The sequence below is a fragment of the Corynebacterium singulare genome, from assembly GCF_000833575.1.
GTDB lineage: Bacteria > Actinomycetota > Actinomycetes > Mycobacteriales > Mycobacteriaceae > Corynebacterium > Corynebacterium singulare.
The window spans coordinates 1,667,525-1,682,678 of record NZ_CP010827.1; the positions used below are offsets into that span (position 1 = coordinate 1,667,525).

Below are 15,154 nucleotides of genomic sequence, written 5' to 3' on the forward strand. Positions count from 1 at the left end.
CGCAGGGAACGGAGGCACTTTAGCGGCGGCGCAGGCTCTTGTATTCGCGCTCGCAGTCAGGACACACGGGTGAACCAGGCTTGGCTTGCTTGGTCACCGGGAAGGTCTCGCCGCACAGGGCAACGACGTACTTTCCGTTGACCGCGGAATCGAGGATCTGGTTCTTCTTGACGTAGTGGAAGAACTTCGGGGTGTCATCACCCGTGGACGTATCCTCACGAACATCTGGACGTTCAATAGTCTTAGTCGTCGTACTCACGCCCCCTATCATGCCGTATCGGTATCGAAGTTGGCGAGTCCTCCCGCTACCCTAGTGAGCATGACCCCAACGAACTCGCGCGATAACGCAGACCTATCCCCACAATCGGGGCGGAAACGTGGCCGAGTGTTTGGGCGTGAAACCCACCTCATCACCTCGGCCAAACTCGCCCCTGGGCAGGATCGGCATCGCCGCGAGGTTATCTATTTTGTGCTGCAGTTCTTGCGTATTCCTTCCCTTATCCTTGCGGGAATTATGGCCTACGCCTGGCAGTGGTGGATTCCGGCCGCGATTGTCGTAGCCGTTACGTTTCCCCTGCCATGGATTGCCGTCGTCATTGGCAACAGTCGCGGCCAGAAGAAAGACAAGCGTGAAAAGTCGGTGTACAAACCTGCTCTGGCACGCCAGATGGCGCAAGCTCAGCGGGAGCAACTGGAGCAGCGTGCACGCGGAGCGCTGCCTGACGCTCAGCAGGCCTCGACACCGGACACGATTGACCATGATGATGAATAGCCAGCTCGTTACTGAATGTAAGGATTGATCTTGACCACGCATGATTCCTCACCCTTCGGCCCAGCCATGAATCCGGATCACCCCGTCGCGGAGGTGGCCACGGAGCTGGCCCACGCGCTTAGCAGCGCGGGTTTTACGGCCGACGGCATCGCTGGGCACCTAGGCCCTGAGTACACCGAAGCTTTACACCGCGGAGAGCCTGCAGCTGTAGCGCTAGGCGCGAGCGGCGATTCTGGTCTAGATCACCTCATCCGTATCTTCGTACTGCACGAGCACGTGCCAGCGACTCTTCTGTCTGATGTCCTTGGGGCCCGCTTGGCCGCCAAGCTTCTGGATTCGGGGGTGGCCGAAACCGACGAACACGGAACCGTGTTCGTGGCCTACGACATCCGCCCGCATGTCATCGTAGGACGCAACCGTCTGGTGTTCTCTGATGTTGATGCCTCCCTTGTTGATCATGTTCCGGGGCCCGATCATGTGCTGGGAGTAGGCTCGGCCAGCCTCTCCCTGCTGCATTCAACGCCGACGTCCCCTGTGAGCTCTGTGCTGGATCTGGGCACCGGTTCTGGAGTGCAGTTGTTGGGTCAGCTGGATTCTGCCGAACGCATTGTGGCCACGGATGTCCATGAACGCGCCCTCGACCTAGCACGCGCCACAGTCACGGCTGCCGGGGCGACTCAACGCGTGGATCTGCGGGGTGGTTCCTGGTTCGAGCCCGTAGCTGGCGAGCGTTTCGACCGGATTGTGGCTAACCCACCCTTTGTTGTGGGCCTGCCGGAGGTCGGCCATGTCTATCGCGATTCGGGGCTTAACCTCGATGGTGCAAGTGAACTTGTCGTTTCGCAGGTTACCGAGCACCTCAACCCGGGTGGCACGGCCCACCTGTTAGCCGCATGGGTGCACCAGGGTGAGGAGTCCTGGCAGCAGCGCGTCGCCTCGTGGCTGCCGGACACCGGAGTGGCGGCGTGGATCATTCAGCGTGACGTTGCCGATCCCGCACTGTATGTCTCCACGTGGCTCACCGATGAGTCCGTCGATGTCCGCAGCGCTGAGGGCCGAGCCCGCTCGCGCGAATGGCTGCAGCATTTCCACGACAATGAGGTCACTGGTATCGGATTTGGTTTCGTGGCTATCCAGCGCATTGGGGATGATGAGCCTTCGGACATTTTGGCTGAAGATATGTCCCAGCCCGTCGTCGATCCGTTAGGCCCGGAGGTTGAGGAATACTTTGCCCGTGTGGAGTGGCTGCGCGGTCTGGTGCCTGGTGAATTGGAAACCAAACACGTGCAGCTACGCCCTGGCGTGGCCCGTGAGGACATCGCCCTACCCGATACCGAGATAGGCATGGGTTTTGAGCGCGCCGCGTTGCGCCTTACCCGGACCGATGGCCCACGCTGGCAGCATGACATCGATGAGCACCTGGCCGCCATCGTTGCAGGCTTGAACCCGCAGGGCTTGAGCATCGGCGAAACCATCGGGCTCTACGCCGCGGCGCAAGGCTATGACGAAGCTGCGCTTGTCGACGCCGCCCTTCCCGCCATCGTCGACCTCATTCGTCACGGCTTGCTCATCCCCACAGAACTGCTGGCTTTTAGCAACACCGATTAGGCCCCGGTCTGAGTGAACACCAAGGTAGAAAGGAACCTTAAAGTATGCGCGCTGTACTGACCCGCGTGTCCGAAGCCTCCGTCACCGTCGACGGTGACATCGTAGGCGCCATTAACTGTGCAGATACCGGAGGAATTCTGGCTCTTGTTGGTGTATCCCGTGAGGACGTGGAAGCCGATTCGAGCACTGACGCCACTGGCCCGTCCTTGGCCGAGCGTATGGACACCATGGCCCGCAAAATTGCGGAACTGCGCATCCTCGACGGTGAAACTAGCGTCATCGACGCGGAGGCTCCGGTACTTCTGGTGAGCCAATTCACGCTGTATGGCCGCACCGCCAAGGGCCGTCGCCCCTCTTGGTCCGATGCGGCACCTGGCGATGCCGCTGAACCTGTCATTCAGGGAGTGGCTCAGCGTCTGCGCGATCGAGGCATTCACGTCGAAGAAGGACGCTTCGGCGCACTGATGCGAGTCTCCTCAGTCAACGAAGGTCCCTTTACTGTGCTGGTTGAAGTGTGATTTACACCCCCAAATGGGCCTAGTGCGGCGGGTGTCCTAACAAATTTTCGCTCTCGGGAACTAACCGCGCTTAAGCGTCGTTGTAGGGGTGTACCAGGCCGCAACTTAGGAGGCATGAGATGGCCACATCATCCGCTGCTAGCACTGCTACCGCCCAGGACGAGGACGGACAGGACGTTGACCGCGGCTCACGCCGTAACCAAACCAATGACAACCCCTCTGCGGACCTTGTCCGCGTTTACCTCAACGGAATTGGTAAGACTGCGCTGCTGAGCGCAGAGGACGAAGTTGAGCTGGCCCAAGCAATTGAGGTGGGCCTCTACGCCGAATACAAGCTGGCCAATGCCGAAAAGCTGACCCGCGCGGAGAAGCGAGACCTCAAGATCCTTGCCCGTGAAGGCAAGAAGGCGCGCTCCCATCTGCTGGAGGCCAACCTGCGTCTCGTGGTCTCCCTTGCCAAGCGCTACACCGGCCGCGGCATGCCACTGCTGGATCTCATTCAGGAAGGCAACCTAGGCCTCATTCGCGCAATGGAGAAGTTTGATTACGCTAAGGGCTTCAAGTTCTCCACCTACGCCACGTGGTGGATTCGCCAGGCCATTACCCGCGGCATGGCTGACCAGTCCCGCACTATCCGTCTCCCTGTGCACCTAGTGGAGCAAGTAAACAAGCTCTCCCGCATTAAGCGTGAGATGTACCAATCCCTCGGCCGTGAGGCAACGAATGAGGAACTGGCAGAGGAATCTGGCATCGAGGAATCCAAGATTGAGATGCTGTTGCGCCAGTCCCGTGACCCAGTTTCCCTCGACATGCCGGTCGGTACCGATGAAGAGGCCCCACTGGGTGACTTCATCGAGGACGCCGAGGCTACCGACGCAGAAACTGCCGTGGTTGCGTCCATGCGCCATTCCGATATCCGCTCCGTTATCGGTTCCCTCGAAGAGCGCGAGCAGGATGTCATCCGTTTGCGCTACGGCCTCGATGATGGCGTGCCACGTACCTTGGACCAGATCGGCCGTAAGTTTGGCCTGTCCCGTGAGCGCGTGCGCCAGATTGAGCGAGAGGTCATGGCCAAGCTCCGTGACGGCAACCGTGCCGACCGCCTCCGCGAGTACGCGCTGTAAAGACCAACGGCAAAGAGTTAGCTGACACAGAGCTAGCTCTGGCCGATAACCAGAGATCTGGCGTGAGCCATCGAGACATCCCTCCTGCCCCGCAGAGCAGAACTGTAGGGCCATGGAGGTTGACCGCTCGGTGGCTTTCGTCGTTTCCACATCCATCGAGTGATTCATCCATCTAGTGATTCCGCGAAAACTCCTGACTTCACTGCCGGGAACCGCCACTCTGTGAGCTACGGAATACGCTATTATTTAAGTTATTCTCTTAATAGTCTGTTATTACCGCGCCTAAACCTATGTGGGCACGGTCAGCCTGCGGACAGGTTCATACCTTGTGGCTCCATCGAACACACTCCCGCCCGTAGATTGCTGCTCGTGTCCACGCTGACCGCTATGACGCAGAAAGGTATACCCACGTGAGGGACCTAGTCGACACTACGGAAATGTATCTGCGAACCATTTACGAGCTCGAAGAAGAGGGCATTACCCCATTGCGCGCCCGCATCGCGGAGCGCCTCGAACAATCCGGACCTACCGTGTCTCAAACCGTAGCCCGTATGGAGCGTGACGGTCTCCTTCACGTGCGCACTGACCGCAGCCTTGACCTCACCCCCGAAGGCCGCGAACTGGCAACCAACGTCATGCGTAAGCACCGCCTTGCAGAACGCCTGTTGACGGATGTGTTGGGGCTGGACATCCACCAGGTCCACGATGAGGCCTGCCGCTGGGAGCACGTTATGAGCGAAGAAGTAGAAAAGCGCGTTGTCGCCGTGCTCGACGATGCCTCCCGCTCGCCTTTCGGAAACCCCATTCCAGGCCTTGCGCAGCTTGGCGCGTCTCCGGCAGAACTCGACCTCGGCATCCGCGCTATTGATCTCCCTTTAGGCGAGGAAACTAAGGCAACCATCGTGCAAATCAATGAGGTCCTACAAGCTGACAACTCCACGTTCCGTGCCCTACACACCTCTGGCCTGCATGTCGGGTCGCCGGTAACAGTGGTGAACAACAATGGCTCCATCACGCTGAGCACTGGAGACGGGGAGACAATCGAGCTCGTCGACGATCTTGCACATGCTATCCGCGTGGAGGTGAAGTAGACATGAAGCTTCTCGTTACCGGTGGTGCCGGATATGTGGGTAGCGTTTGCGCTGCTGTCCTCGTCGAAAATGGCCACGACGTCACCATCATCGATAATTTCTCCACCGGCAACCGCGAGGCTCTCCCTTCCCAAGCACGCCTTGTGGAGGGCGACGTGGCCGACGTGGCTCACTCCGTACTCTCGGAGGGTGGATTTGAAGGTGTTATCCACTTCGCTGCACGTTCGCTTGTAGGCGAGTCCGTAGAAGAACCTGCGGACTATTGGCAGCACAACGTGGTAACCACCTTGACGCTGCTGAACGCCATGCGGGAGTTCGGCGTGAAGAACCTCGTGTTCTCTTCTACTGCCGCCACGTACGGCGAGCCGGACCAGGTTCCGATTACGGAGGCAATGCCTACGCAACCCACCAACCCCTACGGCGCCTCGAAGCTGGCTATTGATTACATGATCACCTCTTATGCCAAGGCCTACGGCTTGGGAGCGACCTCTCTGCGTTACTTCAACGTGGCCGGCGCCTACGGCAACATCGGTGAGAACCGTGAAGTAGAAACTCACCTCATCCCACTCGTCCTACAGGTGGCGTTGGGCCACCGCGAGAAGATCTTTATTTTCGGTGATGACTATGACACGGCTGATGGCACCGCGGTGCGCGACTACATCCACATCCGTGACCTTGCCGATGCCCACGTGCTTGCGCTGACCACCAACACGGACGGTACTCACCGAATTTACAACCTCGGTTCCGGCGATGGATATTCAGTCAAGCAGGTCATCGAGACCTGTCGTGCCGTCACCGGGCACCCCATCCCGGCTGAGTTGGCGCCCCGGCGCGCCGGCGACCCAGCAACGCTCGTGGCCTCCTCGGACAAAATTAAGTCTGAGCTCGGCTGGAACCCGAGCCGTACTGATCTCACCACCATCGTTACCGACGCATGGAACTTCACCCGGCAACTCGGCGAGCGGGCTCACTCGGCGCATCGCTAGACGCCGTAGTTCTAGGGACACCGCTCACAGTCGCCGATTCTTCTTCCCTTCCAATGGCAGAGTTATAGGCTTCTCGTGCACCGCGGCCGATCGTCTCACGCATCTTGTCATGGAGACCGTATCGATAGGCTTGGCATAGCAATGACCCCAAGCGGTGGCTCGGGAACTCTTCTGCCACCGTTTGTAGCGCCGGTCCGGCAAGAATGTCCCACTCCATCTTTAGGTGTGTCAAGGCAAAAACTGTTAGAGCGTTAGCGCGAATTTCCCCATCGTAGGTTCGTGCCGTCGCCAGCAAGAGCTGTGCGGCCTGTTCACCTGCGTCCGTGCAGCTAGCGATTACCAAATCGCGCGTCCAGGTGGTGGACATCCACACCGCGCAGGTCTTCAGTAGCTCAGTGTTGGTCTCCGAGTCCTCGATGCTTCCTGCTGTAGAAAGGGCCCAGCGGACATCATCGATGAAGTTATCGACTAGTTCCTTTCGCTTATCCCCTTTTTCCGAAGCTACTCGGGCGCGGAACCTCGTGGCGCTTTCTCGCGCTTCACGTCCCAAAGCCTCGGCCTCAAGCGCATCACAGTGTTGGTTGTTGCGGGCAAAGGTGGCGAAGAACTCCTCACGACTGAGTTCTGGGACGACGTCGTGGTCGACGCATGAGCGCATCGTCGGTGCGTCGGTCAACGCAGGGATTGTCCCTTCAACCCAGTTTTTCATCGGACCGCGGCCGTCAATACTCACCGCCCCGTGGAGCAAGGTATAGGGCTCATCGCGGGCAATCTCTCCCACGTACCATGCGGCGTCAATATCGATACCGTCGCGCCCTCGGTCAAGGGTGTATAGCCAACAAGCAACCTGGCTCAGATCCGACACAGGACGGTGGGATACGAGGAAGGCAAAGATCCCTTCGCGGGCTTCTTCCGCCAACATTGCGGCTATTTCAGGAAGAGTTTCTTCGGCATCCTCAATGTCAACGCGAGCGACTGGCCCCATCGCGGGGCCACGCGGAGTGGTATCAATAGCCATGAAAATGACGGATTCAGTTGGGTAAAAGCCCAACAGGCCGGGAATGTTCGCTAGAAGGTGGCCGGGGGTTGTGATTGGTGGTGTGTTTTCTGTCTGCGCTGTGTATGAACTCATGTCTTTAGACTGAGGCAGGAGCCACCGGTTCGCTAGAGCCTTACTAAGGTGAGCGACAGATCTGTGGATAACGAGTCCGGACTCGCCTTCTTAACTGTGAAAGTTCACTAGTTATCCACATGCTGGGTCATGTATTCCGGAGAGCGGCTGGGGGCGCACACATGGCAGAAACGTCTCCTCTATGGCATGCTGGATCGATTATTATCGGTTTTCACTAGCCTTCGGCTCCCCGCCCTCGCCATGAGCTCGGCAGGGTAATTGGGATTAGGCGAAAGGGGCTGGGAATAGGCAGTAAGTGCACAGCGTTGCACGCAACAGAACGCTGATTTAGTCCGTACGCTCTACACTAAGCGTCGGACGCGAAGGAGGAGTCACTACATCATGCAGGAAGAACAGCGCCGCATGTATGAGCTGGAATACCCCGCTCCGGTGGTCAAGGACGATTCCGTAGAAGGCAGCGGGCCCACCATGATCGTGGCCATGAATGGTTACGCTGATGCCGGACAAGCGGTCGAGGCCAGCGCGGATCATCTCAAAGCTGCTTTGGATAACCGTCAGTTGGCATCCTTCAACAACGACGAGTTGATTGATTATCGTTCGCGCCGCCCTGCCGTCACCATTGATCATGACCGCACCGTCGAGATCGAAAACAGCGACCTTGGTATCAAGGTCCTCCGCGATAACTCTGGTAAGCCCTTCCTGCTGCTTTCTGGCCCAGAGCCAGACCTGCGGTGGGAGGCGTTTACCAATGCGGTGGTGAATTTGGTGGAGAAGTTCGACATCAAGAACACCATCATGCTCTATTCTGCCCCGATGCCAGTGCCCCATACCCGCCCGACGGTGGTTACAGCGCATGGCAATTCCCCGGAGCTGTTGAACTCCATGGTGCGCATGGAGTCGACCATGATGGTGCCAGGGGCCGCCGCGCTCTACATTGAGCGAGCTCTGGATAAGAAGGGCCGCCGTGTGGCCGGTTACACCGCGCACGTTCCCCACTACTTGGCTGCCTCGTCCTATCCTTCGGCCACTCTGCGGCTTCTGGATTCTGTAGCCTCTGCTGCGGATCTCAATATCCCGTTGGGAAGCCTCGAAGCCGATGTGGCACGAGTGCATCAGCAGTTGGAAGAACAGGTCGCCGACTCTGATGAGATTGCCGGTGTGGTCAACCAGCTCGAAGAGCAATATGACGCCTACATGGAGCGCTATCGCAAGCGTCACCCACAGGCCATCATGCCAGGCGAAGAACATATGCCCACGGGCGAAGAGATCGGAGCGGATTTCGAGGCCTTCCTCGCTGGGCTCGATGATGACCCCGATATCCTCTCTGAGAACATCGATGACCGTGAGGACAACTACGGCAAGGACGAAGGCAAAGACGAAGACACTGACATGGGAGATGACGTCTAGGTACTCATCACCTAAGTCCAGCCCGCACGAGTGACCGGCCCACCTGCATGGCCACTCGTGCTTTCGCCTAAGGTGGGATGGGTGAACCTTTCTCAGATGTTGCCCGATCTCGCCGAAGTCCCTGAGTCGATGGTTGATGAGGCCATCTGGGACACTTTTCAATCATGGGCTTCCGGCCGCGGTATTTCGCTTTACCCCGCCCAGGAGGAAGCCTCGCTCGGTATCTTGGCCGGCGATAACGTCATTTTGGCTACCCCTACTGGTTCCGGTAAGTCTATGGTGGCTAATGCAGCTCATTTCATTGCACTGGCCCGCGGGCAGCGCAGTTTCTACACGGCGCCAATTAAGGCCCTCGTGAGCGAAAAGTTTTTCGCGTTGTGTGAGATTTTTGGTCCCGAGAACGTCGGCATGATGACCGGTGATGCCACCGTCAATGGCTCTGCCCCCATCATCGCAGCCACCGCTGAGATTGTGGCAAACATCGCGCTGCGTGATGGCGCGGAAGCTGCGATCGATCAAGTCGTCATGGATGAGTTCCACTACTACTCCGAGCCTGACCGCGGCTGGGCCTGGCAAGTTCCGCTGCTCGAGTTACCCAAGGCACAGTTCCTACTCATGTCCGCCACACTCGGTGACACCGCCTGGCTGGAAAAAGACCTCACTGAACGCACCGGCCGCACCACCACACTCGTGGCCGGGACAACACGCCCGGTTCCCCTTGACTTTTCGTATGTCTTTTCTGCGGTGCACGAGACTATTGAAGAGCTCCTCGAATCCGGCAAGGCACCCGTCTATGTTGTGCATTTCTCGCAGCGCGAAGCCTCTGAGCGTGCCCAGGCGTTAACCTCTCTGTCAAAAATCATCACTCCGGAAGAAAAGGAAGCAATCGCAGCCGAGCTCGGCTCCTTCCGTTTCACCACGACTTTTGGCAAGGATCTGTCCAAGCTGCTGCGCAAGGGTATCGGCGTCCATCACGCGGGCATGCTGCCCAAATACCGGCGCCTGGTCGAGCGTCTGGCGCAGAAGGGGCTGCTGAAGATTATTTGCGGTACCGACACGTTGGGAGTCGGTATTAATGTTCCGATTCGTACGGTACTCATGACGGGCCTAGCCAAATACGATGGCACCCGGCAGCGCATCCTCAAGTCGCGAGAATTCCACCAGATTGCTGGCCGTGCGGGTCGCGCAGGCTACGACACCGAGGGCACGGTCGTGGTCGAGGCCCCGGAGCATGAGATTGAGAACGCTAAGGCACGCCGCCGTCTCGGGGATGACCCGGCGCGCCTCAAGAAGCTTAAGAAGAAGTCCGCGCGCGAAGGTGAGGTTTCGTGGTCGGAGAAGACCTACGCACGGCTTATCGACGCCGAACCGGAGCAACTCACTTCCCAGTTCCGGGTGTCCAACTCGATGTTGCTCAATGTGCTGGCTCGCCATGGCAACGGTTACGAGCACTTGAAGCATTTGCTGCGCACAAGTCACAACACTCGGACGCGACAGAACGAGGACATTTTGACCGCGTTGAGTCTCTTCCGTGGCCTCCTCAATTCGGGAGTGGTGCAAAAGTCCACCAAGGGACTCGATATTTACGGCCGCCCCTATCACGTGGTCCGAGAGATGCCGCGCGATTTTGCGCTCAACCAGCCGCTCGGCCCCTTTGCATTGGCGGCTTTGACGCTGCTTGATCCGGAATCTGAAACGTATGCTCTGGATGTCATCTCCGTTTTTGAATCGGTTCTCGATGATCCCCGCCAAGTCCTCATAGCTCAACAAAAACAGCGCCGAGGCGAAGAGATTGCAGCTCTTAAAGCTGAGGGCGTGGACTACACCGAGCGCATGGCCATCGTGGAAGACATCACGTGGCCGAAACCTCTCGAGGACTTGCTCGAACAATCCTATGAGACGTTCTGCCACACCAACCCTTGGGCTAAGGAGTTTGAGCTGCGTCCCAAGTCGGTTGTGCGGGACATGTTGGAGAGCGCAATGACCTTTTCCGACCTCGTGGCAACCTACGGTCTGGCCCGCTCTGAGGGCGTTATCCTGCGTTATCTCACCGATGCTTGGCGCACGCTTAAACAATCCATCCCGGAGGAGTACCTCACCGAGGAACTCGAGGACATCATCGTGTGGCTTGGGGAGCTTATTCACCAAGTGGATTCCTCGCTTGTTGACGAGTGGGCAGAAATGGCTGGTGAAGACTCTCCGATCTCCCAGAAGGATCTCGACCGCGAGTTGGCGTTCGGTGTGGAGGACCCCACCGCTCTTACCGCGAACCAACGTGCTTTCGGCATCATGGTGCGAAATTACTTCTTCCGCCTTGCCCAGCTTTTCGCTTTGGAAAAGGAGGACCGCTTGGCCGAGCTTTTGGACTACCTCGACGAAGTTCCCGACTTTGGTCAGGCCCTCGATGACTACTTCGACGATTATGACGATATCGATGTCGGCCCGGCAGCGCGCGGGCCAGAGTATTTCGTGCTCGACAAAGGTAAGGAGGGCACTCAGGCCTCCTCACGCTCGTGGACCGTGCGTCAGATTCTCAAGGATCCTGAGGACGACAATGCCTACCAGATAGTGGGAATCGTGGACTTAGATGCCTCCGATGAGGCTGGTGAGGTGCGACTCTCTGAGCTTCGCGTGGAGCACTGACGAAGGCTGTCAGGAAAATTAATGCTCATTCCTCCGACTAATATTTTCCATTCTCCGAATATTATTCCTATGCTTGAGGGATGAGCACGCAACCCCCAGAGAAGCTAGAGCAGAAGCCCGCTGATTCTCCCGACGCTAGCGAGACGTCCTCCGTGGAACACCTCACCCCTGGTTCCTTCACCATGAAGGTTCTCAACGGCATTTCCATTGCGGTGGTTGTTTCCCTCGTCCCACAAGCGCTCCTTGGTGAACTTGCCAAAGCTCTGCTTCCATACTGGGATGGCGCGGCCACCGTGCTCACCCTTACCGGGCTTGCTGCAAGCCTGCTTCCGGTGATGATTGGCATCCTCGTGGCCATTGAGTTCACGTTGACTCCCATCCAGACCGCTGCCGTAGGCATAGCCTCCTTTTGCGGTTCCGGTGTCGCCACCACCAATCCTGATGGCGGTTTCTTACTCAAAGGAACCGGACTCGTCATCAACTCCGGACTGACTGCCGCCATGGCTGTGGGGCTGTTGCTCCTCATTGGCGGGCGTTTAAAGAACTACTCCATTTTGTTGCTCTCCACCATCGTCACGCTCGTCGTCGGCACTATCGGCTGGGTAGTCACCTATCCCATCGTCAAGATTTTCACGGTGTGGCTGGGTGGCCTCGTCAATGGCGCTACTACGCTCCAACCCATCGTCATGGGTGTTGTGCTCGCCGTGCTCTTTGCCGTGATGATCGTGTCTCCAGTGTCTACCGTGGGCATCGCCACCGCCATTTTTATGGAGGGAGTAGCATCCGGCACCGCCAACCTAGGCGTGGTGGCCGCCAGCTTTACCCTTCTTGCCGCCGGCTGGCGCGCCAACGGCTTCGCCACCTCCATCCTGCACGTCCTCGGTTCCCCGAAGGTGCAGATGGCCAACATGCTCTCCAAACCCGTCACCTTTCTCCCCGTCATCTGTACTGCTGCCATCGTGGGCGGCGTGGGCGGAGCCCTCGGCATCTCAGGTACTCCAATCTCTGCGGGTTTTGGCATCTCTGGACTCATGGGGCCGCTGGCCGCATTGAACTATGAAGGCTGGGGCTGGACCACAAGCAACGTCCTCATCATCCTTTTCGTCTACGTTGTCCTCCCTTTGGCCCTTGGCCTGCTCTTTTCTTGGCTCTTCGAGAAGGTTCTGCGCCTGACAAAATCGGAGTACTACGCTCTGAATTTCGAGTAAGGCGTACAGTAGGGGCCGCTATGACTCGACCAGATTCTTCAGCCACCACTATCCGCCTCGCCGGGGTGCATTTCGATGTCCATGACGATGCCGTCACCGTCCACTGGCTCCTTGGTGGGCTGCCACACTACCGAGACGTCACCTACACTCTCCATACCCGCGACCTCGAACTCACCATCCTCTTCAACAAGGACGAGCTGAACTCCATGGAGATCGCGTCCTTTGGCGAGGACACTCGTGACATTCACCGCACTGTGAATTATGCCTACGCCTACACTCCAGAAGCTCTTGCCGTCACCATCCCTTCCTCCCATTTTGAATTGCATGACGAAGTTTTCACCATGGCGCTCTACGTGGACGGCACGTCCTGCGGCGAGTGGACCGGAACGGTTATCTAAGGCTGCCTAAACCCATCCAATCTAAGGCTGCACTGCGCCCGCTCAAGTTAGCCTACACACGCTTTACAAGCGCGTGACCAGCGATGATACTTAAGTACTAGAAGTTCTCTAGACAATTGAGAACCTGGTTAGTATAAGGAGCGGGCCATGACTCTTCATGACGATGAGCCTCACGGTGCTTCCCACAACGCGCGGCTGAATTCGCTACGTGCCGGTGTGCTTGGCGCTAACGACGGAATCGTCTCCGTCGCCGCGCTTGTGTTAGGCGTGGTGGGCTCGGGGGCGTCGGCAAGCGCAATTCTCACAGCTGGACTCGCTGCCACAGTGTCAGGCGCAGCATCAATGGCATTAGGTGAATACGTATCCGTTTCCGCACAACGTGATTCCGAAAGAATGATGATTGCCAAAGAGACCCGCGAGCTTGCCGAGCTCCCAGAACCGGAGCACGAGGAGCTGGTCTCGATGCTCTCTAGTTATGGAATGAACACAACGACGGCTGAAACTGCCGCACAGGAAATCGCTGCCAAAGACAGACTCCTCGAGGCTCACTTGCGCTTAGAGATGGGCATTGATGGCGAGGACCTCACCAACCCGTGGCATGCAGCGTTCTGGTCAGCCGTGTCCTTCTTGGCGGGTGCTGCCCTGCCGCTCATCTCGGTTTTCTTCGCGCCAATGGAGATGGCAGCAGCCGTCGTTGCTATCATCACGCTCGTCGCGTTGGCTGTGACAGGCTACGTTTCTGCACGTCTGGCAAACACTGATGCAACCCATTCCATGCTGCGTCTCGTTTTCGGCGGCGCCTTGGGCCTGGCGATCACCTACGGTATCGGCGTTGCCTTCGGTGGAGTCATAGGATAAGCACCAACGGCGCGCGCTACTCCGCACACACCACCGCCCCCACGCCGCTGATGCAGTCGTGGGGCGGTACGGTGTGAGCATGAGGCCAAGCAGTTACGCAGTTCGGACGGACTCTGCCTGGAGTGCTTGGGCTACAGCCTCGACAACGCCGGCGACCTTAATGCCTTCCCAAATCTGCTCCTTGGTCACGCCCTCCTCGAGAAGGGTGTTGGCATGGGCAGACAGGCAGTGCTCACAGCCGTTGATCGCAGAAACAACCGTGCTCCACAGCTCAAACGTGGCCTTGTCCACGCCCGGCTTGGAGATGATGTTCATGCGCAGGCCGAATTTAACTTGGGCGAAGTCATCACCCAACCAGCTCTTGGCGCGGTAAGCCACATTGTTCATGGCCATTACCGTGGCAGCGCCGAGGGCTGCGTCAAGCGCCGCCTCACTGAGGTGCTCGCGGGCGTCCTCAAGAATCTCCTTGAGTACGAGGTCATTGCGGGTAGCTGCAGCGGCGGCAACCAGGCTGCCCCACAGCTGTTCCTCGTTCAGCTCGGTAGTACGGGACAGCGTGCCGAGGTTGAGCTTCTGATCCTTGGCATAGGCCGGAAGCGCGGACTTTAGGTTATCAATAGACACTGGCGGTCTCCTTTCGCGGACTTTCCCTGTCAGTCACCGCCCTTAATTAAAGGGCAGACTTAACGACGTCCAGTTTGTTGATGTTCTTCGTCGGGTCATTAGCCTCCCAGTTGCAGGCACAAACCTCTTCCGACTGCAACGCGTCGAGCACGCGAAGCACCTCATCGACGTTGCGACCAACCGCATCCGGAGTCACGGAGACGAACTGGATGACACCATCTGGGTCGATGATGAAGGTGGCGCGATCGGCGACGCCGTCAGCGTTCTCCACGCCGAGGGCACGGATCAGGTCGTGGCGGATGTCAGAGAACATCGGGAACGGAACTTCCTTGAGCTCTGGGTGGGTAGCGCGCCAGTTGAAGTGGGCGTACTCGTTATCGGTAGAGCCGCCAAGAATCTGGGTATCGCGATCCTGGAACTCTTCATCCAGCTTGCCAAAGGCCGCAATCTCGGTCGGACACACAAAGGTGAAATCCTTCGGGTAGAAGAACACAACCTTCCACATGCCGCGGTACTTATCCAGGGAAACCTGCTCGAAGTAATCCTCCGGCTGGTTCGCGTTGACGTCGTGGAGGTCACCGCCCTTCAGCGCAGTTAGCTCGAACTCTGGGAACTGTTCGCCGACGGTCAGGATAGGCATAGAAAGAGTCAACTCCTTGCAGAAATTGTGATGCAAATCTCTGTAGCTATATGTCAGTGCGCCATTACGCTGGCATGTAGCCACTCAGTTGCTAAGTATGCCAACAGCACCTTCGCAAGTCAATAGTTTGACTTATTTATAAGTG

At 58.0% G+C, this 15,154-nt stretch carries 15 protein-coding genes; 11 read left to right on the plus strand and 4 right to left on the minus strand.

The features are described 5' to 3' along the window. Window positions 1-19: 19 nt before the first annotated feature. Window positions 20-271, minus strand: coding sequence for a DUF3039 domain-containing protein (locus CSING_RS07775; RefSeq protein WP_042531177.1), 252 nt, complete (start codon window positions 269-271; stop codon window positions 20-22). A 48-nt stretch (window positions 272-319) separates the two neighbouring features. Here CSING_RS07775 and CSING_RS07780 point away from each other — a divergent pair, with 48 nt between their 5' ends. From CSING_RS07780 to galE, 6 genes are all read left to right on the plus strand, one after another. After that, entirely contained in the window at window positions 320-772 is a 453-nt protein-coding gene (locus tag CSING_RS07780; RefSeq protein ID WP_186302083.1) for a DUF3099 domain-containing protein, read from the plus strand. A gap of 66 nt (window positions 773-838) precedes the next feature. Then, window positions 839-2,380 carry a DUF7782 domain-containing protein gene (locus CSING_RS07785; RefSeq protein ID WP_201773998.1) on the plus strand — a complete coding sequence of 514 codons (1,542 nt, stop codon included), beginning with the start codon at window positions 839-841 and terminating at the stop codon, window positions 2,378-2,380. 44 nt (window positions 2,381-2,424) lie between these two features. Then, the gene (gene dtd, locus CSING_RS07790) at window positions 2,425-2,898 is read left to right on the plus strand and encodes a D-aminoacyl-tRNA deacylase (protein ID WP_042531183.1); all 474 of its coding nucleotides are present in this window, start codon (window positions 2,425-2,427) and stop codon (window positions 2,896-2,898) included. A 119-nt stretch (window positions 2,899-3,017) separates the two neighbouring features. After that, a complete protein-coding gene (locus tag CSING_RS07795) occupies window positions 3,018-4,022 on the plus strand; it encodes a sigma-70 family RNA polymerase sigma factor (RefSeq protein WP_042531184.1) in 1,005 nt (334 codons plus the stop codon). A gap of 410 nt (window positions 4,023-4,432) precedes the next feature. After that, complete coding sequence (locus CSING_RS07800; RefSeq protein WP_042531186.1) at window positions 4,433-5,113, plus strand: metal-dependent transcriptional regulator; 681 nt, start codon at window positions 4,433-4,435, stop codon at window positions 5,111-5,113. A 2-nt stretch (window positions 5,114-5,115) separates the two neighbouring features. Beyond that, on the plus strand, window positions 5,116-6,099 hold the full coding sequence (gene galE, locus CSING_RS07805) for a UDP-glucose 4-epimerase GalE (RefSeq protein WP_042531188.1): 984 nt from the start codon (window positions 5,116-5,118) through the stop codon (window positions 6,097-6,099). Here galE and CSING_RS07810 read toward each other — a convergent pair. Next, window positions 6,056-7,231: a DUF4192 domain-containing protein gene (locus tag CSING_RS07810; RefSeq protein WP_084226186.1), complete on the minus strand. Its 1,176-nt coding sequence runs from the start codon at window positions 7,229-7,231 to the stop codon at window positions 6,056-6,058. The genes galE and CSING_RS07810 overlap by 44 nt on opposite strands. A gap of 381 nt (window positions 7,232-7,612) precedes the next feature. Between CSING_RS07810 and CSING_RS07815 the strand changes: the two genes are divergently transcribed. From CSING_RS07815 to CSING_RS07835, 5 genes are all read left to right on the plus strand, one after another. Then, window positions 7,613-8,638 (plus strand): PAC2 family protein, encoded by a 1,026-nt coding sequence (locus CSING_RS07815; protein ID WP_042531190.1) that lies wholly within the window; start codon window positions 7,613-7,615, stop codon window positions 8,636-8,638. Window positions 8,639-8,719: 81 nt separating this feature from the next. Then, entirely contained in the window at window positions 8,720-11,281 is a 2,562-nt protein-coding gene (locus CSING_RS07820) for a DEAD/DEAH box helicase (RefSeq protein ID WP_042531192.1), read from the plus strand. Window positions 11,282-11,463: 182 nt separating this feature from the next. After that, a complete protein-coding gene (locus CSING_RS07825; protein WP_407637951.1) occupies window positions 11,464-12,489 on the plus strand; it encodes a PTS sugar transporter subunit IIC in 1,026 nt (341 codons plus the stop codon). Window positions 12,490-12,509: 20 nt separating this feature from the next. Beyond that, window positions 12,510-12,887 (plus strand): hypothetical protein, encoded by a 378-nt coding sequence (locus CSING_RS07830; protein ID WP_042531195.1) that lies wholly within the window; start codon window positions 12,510-12,512, stop codon window positions 12,885-12,887. A 147-nt stretch (window positions 12,888-13,034) separates the two neighbouring features. Next, the gene (locus CSING_RS07835; RefSeq protein WP_042531197.1) at window positions 13,035-13,745 is read left to right on the plus strand and encodes a VIT1/CCC1 transporter family protein; all 711 of its coding nucleotides are present in this window, start codon (window positions 13,035-13,037) and stop codon (window positions 13,743-13,745) included. Window positions 13,746-13,838: 93 nt separating this feature from the next. On the opposite strand, the gene CSING_RS07840 is transcribed toward CSING_RS07835, so the two are convergent. Together CSING_RS07840 and CSING_RS07845 are read right to left on the minus strand one after the other, a co-directional pair. Further along, on the minus strand, window positions 13,839-14,369 hold the full coding sequence (locus tag CSING_RS07840; protein ID WP_042531200.1) for a carboxymuconolactone decarboxylase family protein: 531 nt from the start codon (window positions 14,367-14,369) through the stop codon (window positions 13,839-13,841). Between the two features lie 46 nt (window positions 14,370-14,415). Further along, the gene (locus CSING_RS07845) at window positions 14,416-15,009 is read right to left on the minus strand and encodes a peroxiredoxin (RefSeq protein ID WP_042531202.1); all 594 of its coding nucleotides are present in this window, start codon (window positions 15,007-15,009) and stop codon (window positions 14,416-14,418) included. Between the last annotated feature and the right edge of the window lie 145 nt (window positions 15,010-15,154).